Raw genomic sequence first — 17,845 nt, forward strand, 5'->3', positions numbered from 1 at the left:
TTCGTTAGGTCGTCATTGCGAGGTACAGCCCGTCCCGAACTCGTTTCGGGAAAGCAATCGCGAACTTTACAGGGCGGATTCGCATAGCCCCTCGGCTTCCGTGCGATTGCTTCGTGCCTCGCAATGACGTTACATTCAATACTCCGGTTTTACAACTTATACAATCTATCTAAAGTCATCTCATCCAAACCTTTAATAACCAGGTTGGCACCCACCAGCACATCCGGCGAGCCGATGCCTACTACTTTCATATCCCCGGCAATGGCTGCTTCAACGCCTGCAATGGCATCTTCAAATACCACGCACTCTTCGGGCTGCATGCCTAAGGCTTGTGCTCCTGCAAGGAAAACTTCTGGATCGGGTTTGGCTTTGCTTACTTTATTACCGTCAATTACGGCATCAAACATATCCGTCAGATCGAGTTTATCCAAAATGGTCATGGAATTTTTACTGGCAGAACCTAAGGCGATTTTGAGACCTACAGCGCGGCAGGTTTCTAAAAACTCTTTGGCTCCTGGCAGAATTTCGGAAGGTGTCATCTGGTTTACCATTTCCATGTACCAAGTATTTTTTTGGGTTGCCAGTACTTCCTGTTCAGCTTCGGTTTTGGTTACGTTGCCCCAACCTAATATCAGTTGTAGGGAGCGTACGCGGCTTACGCCTTTCAGTTGTTCATTCTGGTGTTCGGTAAAATCAAAACCAAGCGAGTTGGCAAGCCTTTTCCAGGCTTTATAGTGGTAAATGGCGGTGTCAACAATCACCCCGTCAAGGTCGAAAATACAAGCTTTAATCGTGTTCATTTAATTTGTTAAAAGGCTGGTTGTTACGCCCTAAAGATATTACTTAATGTGTTACGCCCGGTATTAATTCTAACACCAATGTTGTTTTTGCAGGGATGCTTACTTTATCCAGACTAATCACTTCATCTGTAAGTACGTTCCGCGCTTTTTTAGCATCACCGGTACGTTCAAAATAGCGTGAGGTGGTAGTTTCCTGATCTTTTTCGCTGCTGTTGAAAATGACCATCACCGTTTTCAGCGCATCGTACCTGAAATACAAGTAGATGCCGTTTTCAGGCACATACTGCATCAGCTTCCCGGTTTGCAGCGCGGTGGTCGCTTTACGATAGTTGGCGAGTTTGCTTACATAATTAAAAGCATCGTTCTCTTTTTTGCTGCGGCCTTCGGCGGTAAACTTGTTATCCTTATCGCCAGCCCATCCGCCCGAAAAATCTTCGCGCACCAAACCATCCGGATCCGAATAGTTTTTCATCAGGATCTCGTCCCCATAATATAACTGCGGCACGCCACGCATAGTCAACAACATAGCCATGGCCGATTTGTATTTGGTAACATCTTCGCCCACCATCGATAACAGGCGACTCATGTCATGGTTATCCATAAATATGGTATTGCGGGTGGCATCCTGGTATAAAAAGTCCTGCGCTACCACCGAATATAAGCGGCCAACGCCATCAGTCCAGCCGTCTTTACCGTTAATGGCTTCGTAAATAGCATCTTTCAATACACCATCGGTTATGCCCGGCAATTGGGTATCAAACCCGCGGTTAACGGTATTGCCCTGTGTAAAGAAAGCCTGGTTAGCAGCCGACCATACCAGCGTTTCGCCAAATATGGAAAGTTTCGGAAACTCGGCTTTTACATCTTTAGCCCATTTGGCCATGTAAACCGGCTCGTTATAAGGATAGGTATCCAGCCTGAAACCATCAATACCGGCATATTCCACCCACCAGATATGGTTTTGGGTGAGATAATTTTGCACATAAACATTGCTTTGATTTACATCGGCCATGCGGTGGTCAAACCAACCATCCTGCATTAGCTTGCGGTCTATTGGCGAAGCATGTGGGTCCATCACCGCCGCGTCGCGGAAGTTGGATTTGGTGTATTTGGGCCATTGGTGTACCCAGCTTTTCATCGGCATATCCTGGATCAGGTAGCCTTCGGTACCGGCGTGGTTATGCACCAGGTCTTTAATAACTTTTAGGCCCATGGCGTGGCATTTTTCAACAAACTTTTTATACAGTTCGTTAGTACCATAGCGTGGGTCTATTTTATAGTAGTCGGTTACCGCGTAGCCGTGGTATGAAGCGTGCGGCTCATCGTTCTCAATTTCGGGTGTGAGCCAAATGGCGGTGATACCTAAATTTTTCAGGTAATCGAGGTGGTTCATGATGCCTTGCAGGTCGCCCCCATGGCGGCTATACATCGAATCGCGGTGTACGCCGCGTTCGCGCAGGTTATCAAACGAATCATTCGAGGCATCGCCATTGCTAAACCTATCTGGCATAATCAAATAGATCACATCTTTACTGGTTACCCCTTGGATGCGACCTGCCGATTTATCGCGTTTGTTAAGCGTGTAGCTATAGCTGAGATCTTTTTCACCTGCTTTTTTAAATTTTATCGGGAACGTTCCCGGAACTGCTGATGAAAAAATTTGCAGGTCGATGAATAAATAATTCGGATTTTCAACTTTATGCACTGCTTTAAGCTTTACACCGGGGTAGCTTAACGATACATTGCGCGAGGCGATATTGCTGCCATGAACCACCAATTGCAGGTTAGGGTTACTCATGCCAACCCACCACGACATAGGCTCAACGCGCTCCAGAGCAGGCGTTTGTGCCTTTGCACCTAAAGCAGCCAGCAAGCAGCAAAAGGCGGATAGTAAGGTTTTTCTCATATAAAAAATGATATTGGGATAATTGGTTGGGGCACGGGTAAGCCCGTAACCACGTTCCAAATTTATAATAAAATTAATTGCTTGTATGAAAAAGTTACAGATAAGTTAATTGGGATTTTTTAAATGCGCGGTGGCCTGACAGAAAAGCGGGCCGGGCGTATGGCCTTGCGGGCTGAAGCTTTTTCCTGTCTTGACTTTTTGGGTACTTTTGTGTCAAGACAAAAGTACCTAGCCCCCGCCCGGCCAAGAGGGCGACCGTGTTAGTTATATTGAATCAAAGCCTGTTACTTAACGAGAATAACGAAAGCCCTTTGCTTTGCGACACTTGTATGGCGACAATCTTATTCTAATAGCTTTCTGTTATCCGAAAAACATTGGCCCGCTCAATCGCCGCGGGTTGGCTTTGTTCTTTTTCTTGATAAAAAGAACCAAAAATCAAGTCACCAGGAAGGCTTCTTTGCGCACTGGCCTACGCGCTACCCCCACCGCTTGCCTTTGCCCTGCAAACCGGGCAGAACCACAGGCTGCTAAATTTTGCCCTATTGTATTCGCTCATAGCCCCCGCTTCTGCAAAAAGTAGCTATGCCCCTTCCTGCGCTCAAGGCCACCATCGTTCTGCCCGCTTTCGCCCGAAGCTTTCCTGCTGACGGGATCAGCTACGATTGAACTATGTACTATAGTATAAACTCCCACCACAACTAATTTGTCTCCTCAACTTCTGCACTACCATTCGTGTAATTCGTCTAAATTTTATGCGCCCTGACAGCCATTCGTGTAAAACATTAAAATATTTTTCTATGTTTATTTGGATTGATTACAAATAAACACAATATTTGTACCCGTTATATGATTGCGACCACCGAACTAACTTTATGGACCGACGTTTTCAGCACCAAAACTGGTGCGGTTTACCAGTGCGATGCGGAGCGCTGCTGGTATGTTGACTTCGCGGGTAAGGTGGCCCAATTTGATCATCGCTGCTTTATGAAACTGCGCAAGGCGGTTTATGCTATCGATATCGAACAAAAACTATTGAATACCACTACCGATCCGGATGTAGAGATCATTTTTATCTGCGCCTGCGATCATTGTTACGTGCTTTCACTGGCTCAAATTATTAACCTGAAAGAGCTTTTAGAAGGTACTTTTGTGATGCTGGAATTGAACCACATTATCCACGACCGTGTTTACAGTAACTCACTGTAATTTAGACTAATTATCAACACAATTTAGATTAATTTCATATTGCTTTTTTATTAAACTAATATGCTGTAACAGCATTATTATTGCATTATAATTTCCTGCAATAGTCATATAACGTTTAAATAAAATAAATCATGAAAGATTTACTCCGCATAAAAAGCCTGATCTCGTCGGATATCGAATCACTTTTAAACCAGCAAGTTAAAAAAGAAGCATTATCTTCTTCTATATATTTAGCCATGGCTTCATGGTGTAACCGTAACGGTTATGATTTTTCGTCAGAATATTTTTTCAAACAGGCCGACGAAGAGCGTCATCACCAACTGAAATTTTACAAATATATCCTGGACATGGGCGGCAACGCGGTATCACCAGAGGTAACCGGCATCAAACAGGAATATAACTCATTCCGCGAAGTGTTTGAAGAGGCTTTGGACCAGGAGATCAGCGTAACCAACTCTATCAAAAACATTTATGCTAAATGTTTAAAAGAACAGGATTTTGTTACCATGGAATTCCTGAACTGGTTCCTGAAAGAACAACGCGAAGAAGAATACAAAGCCCGTCGCGCTCTCGAACTATTCGAAGTTATTGGCGAAGAAGGTACCGGCAGGTGGCAGATTGACAAACACGTTGGTCAGATAAAATACGATAGCGAGGCGTAAGCCAGTTTCCGCCAAACGGCGGTAAATAAAAAAGGTTCTTTGTTTCGACAAAGAACCTTTTTCTATTTACCCAAAATGTCATTTCGATAGAGCGACGGGCGGGAAAGTGTGCTGGAGCGAAAGAGAAATCTTATACGCCCTGCTAAGCCACTATGCATACTTTAAGGCAGGGCGTACAAGATTTCTCCTCACTCTCCCCTCAATTCCCTCCCACTGTTCGTCGAAATGACAAATGAGTTTAATGTAAGTTATAGGCTTTTACTCTATCAACCCCATCGCCTGCAAAACCTCTTTAGGATGATATTCCTTTAACCAGGTATTTCCCGGCTGAATGCTGCAGATCGGCGCGTACTTGCACCTATCAGTACATTCGGTTTCTATCACCTCTATTTCTTCGCGGCCGTGGTGATGTTTAATGTACGATTTGGCCAGTTTATACATATCCTTGCCGCCCCGTTTTCCGCATTTGCTGCCTACACATACGTACAGCACTTTATCAGGTATGGTGAATTTGCCCATGGGATTTATTTTTTCAGATTGTAAAGTTAAGTATATGTTATTTGATTTTTAACTAATTACACCATCACTGTAATGTAACTATCCGGCCAGCTTCTTTTTAATAAACCCGGCGGCCTTGGTGTAGCCTCCCTCCGATCCATCTACAAAATGAATATGCCCATCTTCCAGGTCGCGTACATAGCACGACATTACAGATTCGCGACTTACATGGAAACCGAAATATAACTTGCCCTCGTTCTCCATTCTCACCAAAACATCCTGTAGTTTTTTACGCTGAGCTGCCGTGCCGGATATTACTGTATTGATCTTCCCATCAATCACCAGCGTGTCCGACATTTCGACTAAGCGCTTCAGGTATTTCTTGCCGTCTTTGGTACTGAAGTAAATGTGACTATAAATCATTATTATCCATTCCTTCAATAGTTCCAGCACTTTTACCTCACCTAATCGGGCTTTCATCTCTTTACCCAGGCGGGCAAAGGTTGAATTTTGTTTAAGCTGAGGAATAGAGATGGGTTGCCGTTTTTCGGGCGTACCATAAATTTCGTCAATATGGCAAATCACATCTTTAAATACCTGCGCCTGCTCCTCCTCATTACGGGCCACAACCAGTAAAGAAACAATCTCCTGGGTATTCTCGGGCGGCGGGATCTTATCCCAACGGCAACTCATACCGCTTAGGTCGAGTTCGCCATCGCTTGCCGTATGTTGATGCGGGTTTTCCTTATCGCCTTTAATTATTTTTTCCGCATAACTTAACCCGTTGCCCAACACAATGGGGATAGTGAAATTGCCTGTGGTACAATATTTACTGATGCACAGCTGATAGTTATTTTCGTAAACTTTGCCTACAGTAACTATACCTGTGCGCAATTCCAGTCCGAAATTACGCTGTGTGTTTTCCCGATACAAAGCCAAAGCTTTCATCACCTCATCCACAATAAGTGGCGGAACGATGAACGTTGCCCCATCTCCGCCGAAAAAGAAAGGCACGGTAATATCCTGTTTAAATGCAATATTTAACACAGTGACAATGCTACCGGTAGCCACAAAATTCACGTTTTCATGTTCGCCATTTTGAACTGCCAGGGTACTGTTACGGATATCGGTAATGATGATATGCCAATCATCCGGCACATTCCGAAAAAGATCCCGCCTTATAAAAAGGTCACCTAAGGGGATGTTATTTACCGTGAGCGAGGTATAAAACTGGTTAGTATTGGCGGGCATTACGGGTTAATGTTTGGGGGATAATTATTGTTTTAAATTTACGCAAAAAAGCAGCAAAGCGTTTTTTATGTTTGCTGATGTTGTACAATGCAGAACCAGGATTTGGGACGATTTTTAGGATTTCAGGATTTTTCTTAAATCCAAAAATCTTCTGCTTGCTATAAATCAGCGAAATCAACGTAATCACTTAAATCAACGGTCAAAATCACGGTTCAGAAAAATAAGATGCTAAGAAAATACTCGCTATCACTCCTCGCTTTAACTATCCTCATCCTCGCCGGCTGTAACCCCAACAATACCAAACAGCCCGAAGCTGATGTTTACAAAGTAGTTAAAGTAAAAGATGGTGATACCCTCGGGCTGCTCAGCGCCGATAACCAGGAGGTTACCGTTCGCCTTGCCGAGATAGATTGCCCCGAAAAATCGCAGGCTTTTGGGCAGGCAGCTAAAAAATTCACTTCGGATATTTGCTATGGAAAAGAGGTTAAATTGATAGGCAATGTGCGCGACCGTTATGGCCGTACCGTGGCACAGGTTGTTTTGACTGATGGTACCAATGTAAACTATCAACTGGTGAAAAACGGCTACGCCTGGCAATATAAAGCTTACTCCAAAAGCGCTGAACTTGCCAGTTTAGAGGAGCAGGCCCGTCAAAACCACCTCGGCCTTTGGCAGGATGCGAACCCTACCCCGCCATGGGAATATCGCCGCGAAAAGAAACAGCCTAAGGCAGATTCGCTTCAAACCCCGAAACCTAAAAAACATTACCACAGGCGCAAACCAAAGCTTGAATATGCAGCCTAAAAGCATAACTTTATAGGCATCATCACATTATGAAATTCACAAAAGCAATTATCTCTATATTAATCACTTCGGCGCTTATCTGGGCGTTACAAAGTAAGTTAGGCGTAGCTCCTCCGTTGGGAAAATTCCTGAGCCCTGCCGAAGGCTTTTGGCAAAATGCCGAAAGCAAAAACATACTCGAAATACACGAACTGAAGCTGAAAGGCTTACAAGGTAAGGTTACCATCAAATTTGACGAGAACCATATCCCTCACATCTTCGCCGATAACCTGCATGACCTGTACTTTGCCCAGGGCTACATGACGGCTACCGACCGACTCTGGCAAATGGACATCCAAACCCGCCAGGCCTCAGGCCGATTGGCTGAAGTGATAGGCCCCAAAGTATTGGATATTGATCGTTACCATCGCCGCATGGGAATGGTTTACGGTGCAGAGAAAACGCTGACAGCCATGATGGCCGATCCGATAGTGAAAAACATGATCCTGTCTTACACAGATGGCATCAATGCGTACATCCATAGCCTTGCACCCAAAAACTATCCCATCGAGTTTAAATTATTGAACTATGCGCCGGAAGATTGGAAGCCCATTAATTGCGCTTTTTTATTAAAACTGATGTCTGAAACATTGGCCGGAGGATCGAACGAGTTCGCGATGAGCAATATCCTTAAAAAATTTGGCCCGGGTATTACCAATGATCTTTTCCCGGATTACCCGATGCATGAGGATCCGATTATCCCCACTGGGACCAAATGGGATTATTTTAAACCATTAACCATCCCAAAACCATCAGCAAGCTTTTTAGCCAGCATGACCGATAGTGCCAAAACTAAACCCCGTGTTGAAGGAATAGGCAGTAATAACTGGGCCATTGCCGGTAGTAAAACTGCCAGCGGCTATCCTATTTTAGCTAATGATCCGCACCTTAACCTCACCCTGCCATCCATCTGGTACCAGATACAACTTTCGGCACCGGGGATGAATGTTTACGGGGTATCATTACCGGGCGCACCCTGCGTTATTTTAGGTTTTAATAATGATATCAGCTGGGGTATTACCAATGTTGATGCTGATGTGCTTGACTGGTACCAGGAGAAATTTAAAGACGGCGGCATGAATGAATACTGGTACAACAACCGGTGGAACAAAACCACCCGTCGCGTTGAAAAGATCGAGGTATTAGGTCAAAAACCAATTTATGATACTGTGGTTTACACCCATCACGGCCCCGTTGTTTATGAAAACAAAGCATTACAGGATGACGATCATGATTTTGTACCGATAGGACATTCGTTAAGATGGATAGCTCATGAACCATCCGATGAGCTGATGGCTATGTACCTGTTAAATACCGGCAAAAACTATGATGATTACCGCAAGGCGCTGCACTATTTCAGCGCGCCGGCATCGAACTTTGTATTTGCCAGCAAAACAGATATCGCCATCACCCCTAACGGAAAATACCCACTCAAATTTAAAGACCAGGGCAAATTTATTTTAGATGGCACCGACCCGGCGAACGACTGGCATGGCTTTATCCCTTTTGAACAAGATCCGACTATTAAAAACCCCGCACGCGGTTTTGTAAGTTCGGCCAACCAATCTTCAACCGATCCTACATATCCGTATTACATCAACTGGTCGTTTGCACCTTATGAACGCGGTACACGGATCAACAACCGCCTTGCTGCTATGAACAAAGCCACGATTGATAGCATGCGCATCCTGCAAACCGATACCTACAGCATCCGTGCGAGGGACATTTTACCCGCCATGCTTAAATTTATCGACCCAACAAAACTTGATGCCACACAGCTAAGTGCGTATCATCAAATTAATATGTGGAATAAGGATGTGGCGGCCAACTCTATAGGGGCCAGCATTTTTGGTTTCTGGTGGTCGGCTACTTACAATATGATCTGGAGTGATGAATTTGCAGATAAAAACCTGCAAACCAACTATCCATCGGCCGATAGAACAGAGCAATTGATCCTTAAAGAAGCTGGTTCAAAATGGTTTGATGATGTACGCACACCCGAAAAAGAAACGGCGGGCGATATCATTAGCAAAGCATTTAACGCGGCTGTTAAACAACTAAGTGATAAGCAAGGTAAAATTGGCCCTAACTGGCAATGGGGCAAAGTAAGGCCATTTGAAATAGCCAGCCTTTCGCGCCAACCGGCATTTAGTTCGGGCAATTTCGAGGCTGGCGGCTCTGGTACAACCATCAACGCGTTGAATGACGGCCACGGCCCATCATGGCGTATGGTGGTACAAATGGGGCCGAAAGTAAAAGGCTACGGTATTTTCCCCGGAGGTGAATCGGGCAATCCGGGTAGTTTCTTTTACAGCGATATGCTAAAAACCTGGCAAACCGGGCAGTTAAAAGAATTGCTGTTTATGCAATCAGCTAACGAAGCCTCGCCGCGTATTAAATCAACCTATACATTAACAGCTAAATAAATACATACATGGTATTCTTTGTTATACTAATACTTTCATTTGCCAGCGGATATTTTTTGCCATGGTGGATAGTAGCCCTAATTTCGTTTTTAACCACTTTAATTATCGGCCGTACGGCCAAAGGTTCGTTTTGGTCGGGCTTTGCAGCGGTGCTGATTGTTTGGATAGTTCTTGCCCTATTTAAAAGCGTACCTAATGATCACATTATGGCTACACGGATAGCTCATTTATTTATGCTGCCTGCCTGGGGATATATTTTAGCCATTACAGGGATTATAGGCGGTATAGTCGGTGGGGTGTCTGCTTTATCTGGGCTATGGCTCCGACAAGCCTTTCAAAAGCACTAAAAACAAAAACGCCCGGCTATTTAAGTCGGGCGTTTTTATTTGATTTAAATTCGAGATTAAAAAGAAGCCAAAGTTTCTTTCAAAGTTTTAACTGCTTCCTTATCGCTTGTACCCTGCGCAAAAATATCCTGCGAAGTAGCTTTAGCACCATAATAAGCCGCGTTCGAGTCTTTATCGATACCCAAATTTGAACCGTTAATGCTTATACCGGCAAACAAACCACGGCTGCGTGAGTAAGAATAAACTTCGGCTTGCAATTTATAATCGGTGCTCGCGGTAGAACTACGCCCTACCGGACCAGCCGCTGCCGAAATATCACCACCAATGGTAAAATCGCCATTCTTAACTTTGGTCAGCACGCCTTTGTGACGGAACACCAAAACCAGATCGACAGATTGAACACCGATCTGTAAGCCGAAGCTACCACCTGTAAGGGTAACAAATACAGGGTCGCTCCATTTACCATTACCCAATTTCACCATGGCAACACCTTTTCCGCGTTTACCACCGATGCCGAAACCGGCATTAATAAGCTTAGGGATAATTACAATGCCTTCATACTGGTCGAGCAGATCGTGCGGGATGCTCTCCTTCATTTTGGCAAATTCTTTTAATACGTTCGATGCGTTATGCAAACGTTCAGTCTGCTTGGCGTCGTCATCCACCGGCTTAGCCGACGTAAATACAAAAAATAGGCTCAGCAATAGGGGAAGCCTCAATAATTTTAATGCTTTCATGGGGTCTGATTATTTTAAAGTGATCAACTGTTAGTATCGTTCAATACAATACTAACCTCCAAAACACGCACTTGTTTTTTTATTTTTTGTAATGAGAACGTCAAAAGGGATGGTTGATTATTTGAACCATGATTTTTAGGATTTGAAGATTACCTTGATGACAGCTAATTGATCAAATTTATCATCGTATCATGAAAATCCCATAATCAAGTAAATCATGGTTCAAATTCTTATCGTTGTTTATCTTTGCACCCAATGAACAAACCGGATAAACAACAGGTATTTTCTATTAGCAGCGAGGATCAATTTGCTGAGGTTTCTTTACAGGTATTCAACTACCAGGCTTCGAACAATCCGGTTTACAGGCAGTTTATTAGCGGATTAGGTATTGATGTAGATACTGTTAAAACTGTTGAACAGATCCCGTTTTTACCTATCGAGTTTTTTAAATCACACACCATATTAAGTACTGATGATCCCGTTGAAGTTACCTTTACAAGTTCAGGCACTACGGGTATGATCACCAGTAGCCACCGTGTTACCGATAAAACATGGTATGAGGATAGCTTCCGTAAGGCTTTTGATATTTTTTATGGCGATATCAGGAATTACACAGTGTTGGCCTTGCTTCCATCCTATTTGGAGCGTGATGGATCATCGCTTATTTATATGGTTGATGATTTGATCAAACAGTCAAATAATCCGGATAGCGGCTTTTTCCTGTACAACCATGATGAGCTTTATCATCAGCTTAAAAAACAACAGGAAGCTGGTAAACCTACATTACTTATCGGCGTAACCTTCGGCTTGCTTGATTTTATTGATAATTACCAACTTGATTTTCCGGAACTGATTGTGATGGAAACAGGTGGAATGAAAGGCCGCCGCAAGGAGATGATCCGCGAAGAACTGCACGAAATTTTATGCAAAGGTTTTGGTATAAAACACATCCACTCCGAGTATGGCATGACCGAGCTGCTATCGCAAGCCTACTCAAAAGGCGATGGTATTTTTGAATGCCCGCCATGGATGCAGATCATCATCCGCGATACTAACGACCCGTTAAGTACGTTACAAACAGGTAAAACGGGCGGCATCAGCGTTATCGATCTGGCCAATATCAACTCCTGCTCATTTATCGCTACGCAAGACCTTGGGAAACTTTATCTCGATAAAACATTTGAGGTATTGGGCAGGTTTGATCAAAGCGATATCCGCGGCTGTAATTTGCTGATAGCTTAAAAGCGTTGAGAAGCAAGAGCTAAGAAGCAGGAAATAAGAAAATTGTGACACATTGAATAAAATAGTTCCCTAAATAAGAAGAGACTTAGGCTCACGAACAATAGTTGATAAGATTTCTTGACTCTTAACTCCTGATTCTTGACTCTTTGATAGGTATAATTGTTATTTTTGGAGCGCATCATAAAAATGCTAAAAATATGATTGAGAAATTTTTAACCGAAGAACAAGACCCAAAAGCAGTTGAAAGGGTTTATTCGCGTTTGGTCGATTTGCTGTCTACCGGCGAGGAGATCATTTATATAGCCGTTCAGAAAAAACCGGTGGTAAATATTTCCCCCGATTGCATAGCCTTAACCAACAAACGCATATTATTTTTCACCTCACCAAACCTGGGCTTATCTATAAAGTTTGTTGATTTTGTGTGGAAAGATATTGTAGACGTATATACCAAAGAGGAAATCATTGGTGCAGTATTCAGCGTACGTACAACCGGCGGAGCCGAAATGGCGGTTGATTATCTGCCTAAAGTACAAGGCCGCAAGCTTTACCAATACGCGCAAGAGCGTAAGGAAATAGAGCGCGAAGCGCGTCGCCAACGTGAGCTTGAACAAAAACGTGCCGAATCGGGAGCTATTCAATTGGAAAACTCGCCTTCCCGTGCCGCTTTTGTTGCGCCAGCATCACCGCAGCCATTTGCTTCATCGCAATCAAACGGCTACACTGCACCTGCTGCCCCGGTAACACCGCCTGCTCCGGTTGCCGCGCCTGCACCAGTGGTTCAGGAAACACCGGCACCGGCTGCTGCTCCGCAAAAAACAGATGAGCTTACCGAGAAATTGAAAAAGCTAAAATTGCTGTTTGATAACGGCCTGATATCGCAAGAAGATTATAACGCTAAAAAATTAGATCTGCTAAGCGATTTTTAATTGCCGATTTGAGAAATATTGAAAGAGACTGCATCAAACATGCGGTCTCTTTTGTTTAAAGCCCTAAACTTGGCAATAGTTTTATCTTCCTCCCCTGCTGAATGATCTTCCCTTCCCGCTCCATTTTCTTCAACACTCTTGAAATCACTTCGCGCGATGTAGCCATATCATTGGCGATATTTTGATGCGAAATAGCCAGCAGCATATCGCCGGTAATGTTTGCTTTTGTATTGAGATAACTAAGCACACGGCTTTCCAGGTTATTACAAATTAGTTGCCGGGTGGTTTCGAGCAGATCTCCATAGTGCTTTTGATATTCAGTCAATATCATATCGCTCAGCACCCGGTATTGCAACAACCATTCACGCACTTTGTGCATGGGCAAAAGTAAAAGCAGGCTCTTTTCTTCAGCAACTGCCGAAAAATCGACCGGCTTTTCGCCAAACAAATGCGCAAAACTGAATATACAGGTGGCGCCGGGGTAGATGTAATATAATAACAGCTGCATATCAGCCTCATTAAGATACACCTTAGCCGTACCGCTTAATACAATGGGCAAATGCCTTACTATTTGCCCTTCCTTAACAATAAACTCTTCGGGGTTAAACCATTGTGGTTTCCCAAATTCGCTTATCTCGCTCAGCAAATCCTTGCCAAGATATGTTAAGCAATGATTTATCAATTCAAGTTCAGCGTTATCCATATCCAAATATCACCAACTAAAATTACTCCGGCCAGCCTACCGCCAATAATTATTTGCTGCCGCGATGGTTGCAAACTCGGTTGCTACAGTTTGGCCAATGGCAATGAGCATGGCCGCGTCTTCGGCATATATTGGTCGTAATCTTTCGCGTAACGCAGCATCGGGTTGTGTAGCTTTGATGATCAATCGGGATAATTTAATGGCCAACTGGCGGCCTTCTTCGGCCGTGGCGGTAATTAATGAATTACCCGGCACAAGTTGTAATGTATCTGACATAGCTATTGGTTTGTTCGGTACAAAACAATCATAAAACATTCCTCAAAACGGTGATCAATGTTACAATAGCCACCACGACGTTAAATTTTGTTTAAGATATGAGGCGATACGCCAACCACTTTAAAAATCTACCTATATTACCCACCTCATCATATTATGGATAATACAGATATCATTATTATAGGCGCGGGTGCTGCCGGTTTAATGGCTGCCAGAACGTTGACCAAAACCGGTAAAAAAGTAATATTGCTCGAAGCGCGTGAACGCCTTGGCGGCCGCATCCATACGCTGGAAAACGGCACTTCTTTACAACCTGCCGAACTCGGTGCCGAATTTATTCACGGCGATCTACCCGTTACCCAGGCCTTGCTTAACGAGGCGGGGATCAAATACAGCCCGGCCTCAGCATCGATGTGGCGCTATGATGAGGGAAAATTTATTGCCGAAGGCCATGTTATTGAACATTGGGATGAGTTTTTTGAAAGCATCATGCAGCTAAAGCATGATATGAGCATGGAAGATTTTATGCAGCAGGAATTTAGCGGCGAACAATATGAAGGTCTCCGCCAATCGGTACGGGCGTATGTTTCGGGTTATGATAATGCTGATCCCAAAAAAGCCAGCGCGTTTTCTATCCGTAAAGAATGGCAAAATGAACATGAGGATGCTCAATACCGCATAGAAGGCGGCTACCGCGAATTGATCAATTACCTGGCCGATGAGTTTAAACAGGCCGGCGGTCATATTTTTGTGAATGCCATAGCGAAAGACATAGATTGGGGCCAGCATCACGTAACTGTAACCACCGATATTGGCATAACCTATCATGCTAAACAATTATTGGTTGCTATGCCTTTAGGGTTGCTACAAGCCGAAGCCGGCTTAAAAGCCACCATCAGCTTCGATCCTCCTATTGATTATTACACCGATGCCCTAAAATCGCTTGGTTTTGGAGCTGTGATAAAAGTACTATTGGAATTTGATGAAGCATTCTGGTACAGTGACGAGGTTAGGAAAATGACCGGTGCAGATCTGGAAGATATGGGTTTCCTGTTTTCGAAAGAAGCCATCCCAGTTTGGTGGACACAGATGCCAGTACACCGCCCCCTACTTACCGGCTGGCTCGGCGGCCCTCCCGCTGCTGAACGTTTGCATGCCAGCAATGAAGATATGTTGATACAGGCGCTCGAATCCATCTCCAATATTTTCAAGGTAGATATTGGGATATTAAAAGAAAAACTCCTCACCTGGAATGTAATGAACTGGACGGCCGATCCGTTTTGCAGGGGATCATACAGCTATGATACCGTAGAAACTGCCGAGGCAAGGAAAATATTAAGTCACCCGATAGGTGATACGCTATTTTTTGCTGGGGAATATTTGTATGAGGGAACAGCGATGGGAACTGTTGAGGCGGCGTTGACGAGTGGGTTGAGGGCCGCGGAGATGTTGTTGGAGTATAAGTAAGATTTCACGCAAAGGCGCAAAGCCACGAAGCTTTTCTTATCGCCTTTGCTATATTATTCGAAAACTTTGCGCCTTAGCCCGCTTTTGCGTGCTTAAAAGTCAGCGACATACATTCAACTATCTACCCAAAACTTTGCGTCTTAGCGCCTTTGCGTGCTAATCTCAGCTTTGTTTTTTATTTTCCTCCCCGGCTTTTTCAGAACGCTCATAAATATATTTTCTTTTAATCTCCTCCATTACTACTTCATTAGGAGTAACACGACCATTCTTAACATCTTCTAAGCCTTGATTAATAGATTCCTGTAATCTGTCAATTTCTTCTGTTTCCATGATAAATTTAAAGCTACAATAGTCCATTTAAAATATCTATTCTACCTTCCAATAATTCCCGCTTACAATGATCATATTCAGCATTTTAATACTGTTATCATAATAATCGTAATCCTTCAGCTTAAAAGCTACCTGGTAATCCCAAAGTTTATTTAACCATTGCTGATTGCCTTTATCAACCATAGCAGCCACTGTAAAAGGCGCAATAAAACTCAAAGCTTCAAAATACCTCCCTTTGATATCATTTCCCTCAAGCGTGTATCCTGCCGAAATATTATCCGGGTTGCCCTCTGTAGTTTCCTTTATCCAATGGTTTATCTTATTAACAAATAGCTTAGCGCGTTTATCGCCATACAATAAATAATCGGTGCCTACACGCCACGGCACACGGCAGGCATTGTAGTTGTAATAACCATCATATTTAGATTCAAGATAGTTTGGTTTGGCGGGGTGGGCTTTCTTGTTAATTCCTTGTATAAAATCAGGCACCAAACCGGCATCGGGACTATAGTTTTTTTGGAGAGCATTGAAAAGCACATAGTTGTTATCTATCACCTTTTGCCATTTGCCGGTTCTTATCACACCTTCAAAAGCCTTAAAATTGGCGGGCATAAAATCGGATGAGCGCATATCGTAATAATCCTTGCTATCGCCCTCGCTGCCATCGCTCAGCAATACAGAATAGCTAACCTGGTTTATCTCATACCGCATAATGGCGGCTAATAGTTTTTTAGCCTCCTGCAGGTAGTTGATACCGCCCTTGCTTCCCCATTGTTTATTGGCTAATAGCAGCGAATATGCTATATCCATATCACCATCGGTGGCAGCACTTCCGTCAAGGCTTTTGCAATTTTTGCCTTGCGCCCAGGCCATCAAATAGGATGATCGGCTTGCGGGATGCGCTTTGTAATAATTGTACAATCCATCGTAAATGGCTTTGGCCTGTTTATCATAACCGGCCATCAGCACGGTAATGATCATGCCGTAACCCTGCCCTTCGGATACGCATTCTTTGCCCGGTTTTTCGAACCAAACATAAAACTGATGTTTATCACAACTTGGCTTTATGTAGCGCGCTTTCCACTGGCTGTAAAACAACTCAACCTGCGTATCCAACTGTTTTTGAGTCAGATGATTGGGCTTGATGGTTCCAGCAGTATAGGCAACATGCTGCGGGAACGGCCTCAATGCTGTTTGCGCACGGAGGCCGCTTGCCATCAACAATAAAGCCAGCGCGATACTAACCCGCACGCAGTTCCTGGTAAGTTTCGAGATTGTCAAATTCATTGCACAGCATTTCGGTTTTGCAAAAATGATTTTTGAGGCAGGTCAAAAAGTTTTGAATTACCGGGGTATCGCGGCAGGTGGCGGCGTACCAGGTACGTTTTGCTATACTATGGTGCAATGGCTTTGTAACAATGTGTTTACCGGGCAGGTATGGCTTAACAATCCAGTCGGCCATAACGCTAATTCCGAGGCCTGCATTTACCATCTCAATAGTGGCATCCGTGTAGTGGATCCGGCTCAAAGTTTTGGGCTTTACATGCTGCTCCTGGATGAGGGTTTCGATGATCGGGGTCTCCTGATATGAGGGGTCGTAAAGGGCCAAAATAAGCTCCTGATCCTGGAAGTCGCAGATATCAATTATGGGCTTTTTTGCCAGTGGATGATCGGCCGGCAAAATGCAGATCAGGCGGTCTTCAAAAATGGGTTCGTACACTATTTGGGTGTTCACCATTTGGGTACGAACAATGCCGAGGTCAAGGTCACCGCGCATAAGGTATTCGAGTGGTCTGCGACTTGCGTCCGAAACTATATTTATGTTAATATCAGGCCATTGGCTCTTAAAATCCTTAATTACACCGGGTAGCCAATGGTACGCGGTATAGCATTGCATGCTGATATTGAGCTTGCCGGTTTTGCCATTTTTATAGTTGTTAATATCTTCTTCGAGGGTACGTATTTCGGCCAATATTTTTTCCGAACTTCGTAAAAAACGATAGCCAACTTCAGTTAGCTGGAGCTTCTTTCCCTGGCGATGGAACACCTCAATATCCAGTTCCTTTTCCAGCTCTTTTAACTGGTGGCTTAGGGCCGATTGTGTGAGGTGTAAAGAGGCAGCCGCTTTGGTAAGCGAACCCTCTCTTGATATGGTATCTACTAACCTAAAATGATGTAGCGCAATGTTCATTATTAATTTTTCTAATGATTTGCACAAAATTAAT

General features: G+C 43.9%; 18 protein-coding genes. 8 read left to right on the top strand and 10 right to left on the bottom strand.

Annotated features, from left to right (window positions below):
* Positions 1-149: 149 nt before the first annotated feature.
* A complete protein-coding gene (gene pgmB, locus AAFN85_RS30955) occupies positions 150-800 on the bottom strand; it encodes a beta-phosphoglucomutase (protein ID WP_347531842.1) in 651 nt (216 codons plus the stop codon).
* Positions 801-843: 43 nt separating this feature from the next.
* Positions 844-2,706 carry a glycoside hydrolase family 13 protein gene (locus AAFN85_RS30960; protein WP_347531843.1) on the bottom strand — a complete coding sequence of 621 codons (1,863 nt, stop codon included), beginning with the start codon at positions 2,704-2,706 and terminating at the stop codon, positions 844-846.
* Positions 2,707-3,552: 846 nt separating this feature from the next.
* On the opposite strand from AAFN85_RS30960, the gene AAFN85_RS30965 reads away from it, so the two are divergent.
* Positions 3,553-3,912, top strand: a complete 360-nt coding sequence (locus tag AAFN85_RS30965) for a hypothetical protein (protein WP_347531844.1) — start codon at positions 3,553-3,555, stop codon at positions 3,910-3,912.
* 131 nt (positions 3,913-4,043) lie between these two features.
* On the top strand, positions 4,044-4,574 hold the full coding sequence (locus tag AAFN85_RS30970) for a ferritin (RefSeq protein ID WP_347531845.1): 531 nt from the start codon (positions 4,044-4,046) through the stop codon (positions 4,572-4,574).
* Between the two features lie 258 nt (positions 4,575-4,832).
* Here the strand turns inward: AAFN85_RS30970 and AAFN85_RS30975 are convergent, their stop codons facing one another.
* Positions 4,833-5,093 carry a (2Fe-2S) ferredoxin domain-containing protein gene (locus AAFN85_RS30975; protein WP_347531846.1) on the bottom strand — a complete coding sequence of 87 codons (261 nt, stop codon included), beginning with the start codon at positions 5,091-5,093 and terminating at the stop codon, positions 4,833-4,835.
* A 78-nt stretch (positions 5,094-5,171) separates the two neighbouring features.
* Positions 5,172-6,323, bottom strand: a complete 1,152-nt coding sequence (locus tag AAFN85_RS30980; protein ID WP_347531847.1) for a DUF3095 domain-containing protein — start codon at positions 6,321-6,323, stop codon at positions 5,172-5,174.
* A 225-nt stretch (positions 6,324-6,548) separates the two neighbouring features.
* On the opposite strand from AAFN85_RS30980, the gene AAFN85_RS30985 reads away from it, so the two are divergent.
* From AAFN85_RS30985 to AAFN85_RS30995, 3 genes are read left to right on the top strand one after another with little or no spacing between them, the layout of a single operon-like run.
* Positions 6,549-7,127 carry a thermonuclease family protein gene (locus AAFN85_RS30985; RefSeq protein WP_347531848.1) on the top strand — a complete coding sequence of 193 codons (579 nt, stop codon included), beginning with the start codon at positions 6,549-6,551 and terminating at the stop codon, positions 7,125-7,127.
* Between the two features lie 29 nt (positions 7,128-7,156).
* Positions 7,157-9,592, top strand: coding sequence for a penicillin acylase family protein (locus AAFN85_RS30990; protein WP_347531849.1), 2,436 nt, complete (start codon positions 7,157-7,159; stop codon positions 9,590-9,592).
* An 8-nt stretch (positions 9,593-9,600) separates the two neighbouring features.
* Complete coding sequence (locus AAFN85_RS30995; RefSeq protein WP_347531850.1) at positions 9,601-9,939, top strand: hypothetical protein; 339 nt, start codon at positions 9,601-9,603, stop codon at positions 9,937-9,939.
* A gap of 56 nt (positions 9,940-9,995) precedes the next feature.
* On the opposite strand, the gene AAFN85_RS31000 is transcribed toward AAFN85_RS30995, so the two are convergent.
* The gene (locus tag AAFN85_RS31000) at positions 9,996-10,676 is read right to left on the bottom strand and encodes a lipid-binding SYLF domain-containing protein (RefSeq protein WP_347531851.1); all 681 of its coding nucleotides are present in this window, start codon (positions 10,674-10,676) and stop codon (positions 9,996-9,998) included.
* 255 nt (positions 10,677-10,931) lie between these two features.
* Here AAFN85_RS31000 and AAFN85_RS31005 point away from each other — a divergent pair, with 255 nt between their 5' ends.
* Together AAFN85_RS31005 and AAFN85_RS31010 are read left to right on the top strand one after the other, a co-directional pair.
* Entirely contained in the window at positions 10,932-11,918 is a 987-nt protein-coding gene (locus tag AAFN85_RS31005; RefSeq protein WP_347531852.1) for an acyl transferase, read from the top strand.
* 197 nt (positions 11,919-12,115) lie between these two features.
* Entirely contained in the window at positions 12,116-12,844 is a 729-nt protein-coding gene (locus tag AAFN85_RS31010) for a PH domain-containing protein (protein WP_347531853.1), read from the top strand.
* A gap of 55 nt (positions 12,845-12,899) precedes the next feature.
* Here AAFN85_RS31010 and AAFN85_RS31015 read toward each other — a convergent pair whose 3' ends face one another.
* Together AAFN85_RS31015 and AAFN85_RS31020 are read right to left on the bottom strand one after the other, a co-directional pair.
* A complete protein-coding gene (locus AAFN85_RS31015) occupies positions 12,900-13,547 on the bottom strand; it encodes a Crp/Fnr family transcriptional regulator (RefSeq protein ID WP_347531854.1) in 648 nt (215 codons plus the stop codon).
* Positions 13,548-13,583: 36 nt separating this feature from the next.
* Entirely contained in the window at positions 13,584-13,823 is a 240-nt protein-coding gene (locus tag AAFN85_RS31020) for a hexameric tyrosine-coordinated heme protein (protein WP_347531855.1), read from the bottom strand.
* A gap of 156 nt (positions 13,824-13,979) precedes the next feature.
* Here AAFN85_RS31020 and AAFN85_RS31025 point away from each other — a divergent pair, with 156 nt between their 5' ends.
* Positions 13,980-15,290 (top strand): NAD(P)/FAD-dependent oxidoreductase, encoded by a 1,311-nt coding sequence (locus AAFN85_RS31025; protein ID WP_347531856.1) that lies wholly within the window; start codon positions 13,980-13,982, stop codon positions 15,288-15,290.
* A gap of 162 nt (positions 15,291-15,452) precedes the next feature.
* Here AAFN85_RS31025 and AAFN85_RS31030 read toward each other — a convergent pair whose 3' ends face one another.
* Genes AAFN85_RS31030 through AAFN85_RS31040 form a run of 3 tightly spaced genes read right to left on the bottom strand, consistent with a single transcriptional unit; the run spans position 15,453 to position 17,811 of the window.
* The gene (locus AAFN85_RS31030; protein WP_347531857.1) at positions 15,453-15,620 is read right to left on the bottom strand and encodes a hypothetical protein; all 168 of its coding nucleotides are present in this window, start codon (positions 15,618-15,620) and stop codon (positions 15,453-15,455) included.
* A 36-nt stretch (positions 15,621-15,656) separates the two neighbouring features.
* A complete protein-coding gene (locus tag AAFN85_RS31035) occupies positions 15,657-16,907 on the bottom strand; it encodes a glycosyl hydrolase family 8 (protein ID WP_347531858.1) in 1,251 nt (416 codons plus the stop codon).
* Positions 16,861-17,811 carry a LysR family transcriptional regulator gene (locus AAFN85_RS31040; RefSeq protein WP_347531859.1) on the bottom strand — a complete coding sequence of 317 codons (951 nt, stop codon included), beginning with the start codon at positions 17,809-17,811 and terminating at the stop codon, positions 16,861-16,863. Before AAFN85_RS31040 ends, AAFN85_RS31035 begins: the two co-directional genes overlap by 47 nt.
* Positions 17,812-17,845: the final 34 nt, after the last annotated feature.

This window comes from Mucilaginibacter sp. CAU 1740 (assembly GCF_039839285.1).
In the GTDB taxonomy this organism is placed as follows: domain Bacteria; phylum Bacteroidota; class Bacteroidia; order Sphingobacteriales; family Sphingobacteriaceae; genus Mucilaginibacter.

Bases quoted from the DNA above. Each gene is read 5' to 3' on its own strand.
- AAFN85_RS30975 (WP_347531846.1), bottom strand. From the start codon at position 5,093: ATGGGCAAATTCACCATACCTGATAAAGTGCTGTACGTATGTGTAGGC.
- AAFN85_RS30995 (WP_347531850.1), top strand. From the start codon at position 9,601: ATGGTATTCTTTGTTATACTAATACTTTCATTTGCCAGCGGATATTTT.
- AAFN85_RS31030 (WP_347531857.1), bottom strand. From the start codon at position 15,620: ATGGAAACAGAAGAAATTGACAGATTACAGGAATCTATTAATCAAGGC.
- AAFN85_RS31035 (WP_347531858.1), bottom strand. From the start codon at position 16,907: ATGAATTTGACAATCTCGAAACTTACCAGGAACTGCGTGCGGGTTAGT.
- AAFN85_RS30985 (WP_347531848.1), top strand. From the start codon at position 6,549: ATGCTAAGAAAATACTCGCTATCACTCCTCGCTTTAACTATCCTCATC.
- AAFN85_RS31000 (WP_347531851.1), bottom strand. From the start codon at position 10,676: ATGAAAGCATTAAAATTATTGAGGCTTCCCCTATTGCTGAGCCTATTT.
- AAFN85_RS31005 (WP_347531852.1), top strand. From the start codon at position 10,932: ATGAACAAACCGGATAAACAACAGGTATTTTCTATTAGCAGCGAGGAT.
- AAFN85_RS31040 (WP_347531859.1), bottom strand. From the start codon at position 17,811: ATGAACATTGCGCTACATCATTTTAGGTTAGTAGATACCATATCAAGA.
- pgmB (WP_347531842.1), bottom strand. From the start codon at position 800: ATGAACACGATTAAAGCTTGTATTTTCGACCTTGACGGGGTGATTGTT.
- AAFN85_RS30970 (WP_347531845.1), top strand. From the start codon at position 4,044: ATGAAAGATTTACTCCGCATAAAAAGCCTGATCTCGTCGGATATCGAA.
- AAFN85_RS31010 (WP_347531853.1), top strand. From the start codon at position 12,116: ATGATTGAGAAATTTTTAACCGAAGAACAAGACCCAAAAGCAGTTGAA.
- AAFN85_RS31020 (WP_347531855.1), bottom strand. From the start codon at position 13,823: ATGTCAGATACATTACAACTTGTGCCGGGTAATTCATTAATTACCGCC.
- AAFN85_RS31015 (WP_347531854.1), bottom strand. From the start codon at position 13,547: ATGGATAACGCTGAACTTGAATTGATAAATCATTGCTTAACATATCTT.
- AAFN85_RS30960 (WP_347531843.1), bottom strand. From the start codon at position 2,706: ATGAGAAAAACCTTACTATCCGCCTTTTGCTGCTTGCTGGCTGCTTTA.
- AAFN85_RS30965 (WP_347531844.1), top strand. From the start codon at position 3,553: ATGATTGCGACCACCGAACTAACTTTATGGACCGACGTTTTCAGCACC.
- AAFN85_RS30980 (WP_347531847.1), bottom strand. From the start codon at position 6,323: ATGCCCGCCAATACTAACCAGTTTTATACCTCGCTCACGGTAAATAAC.
- AAFN85_RS30990 (WP_347531849.1), top strand. From the start codon at position 7,157: ATGAAATTCACAAAAGCAATTATCTCTATATTAATCACTTCGGCGCTT.
- AAFN85_RS31025 (WP_347531856.1), top strand. From the start codon at position 13,980: ATGGATAATACAGATATCATTATTATAGGCGCGGGTGCTGCCGGTTTA.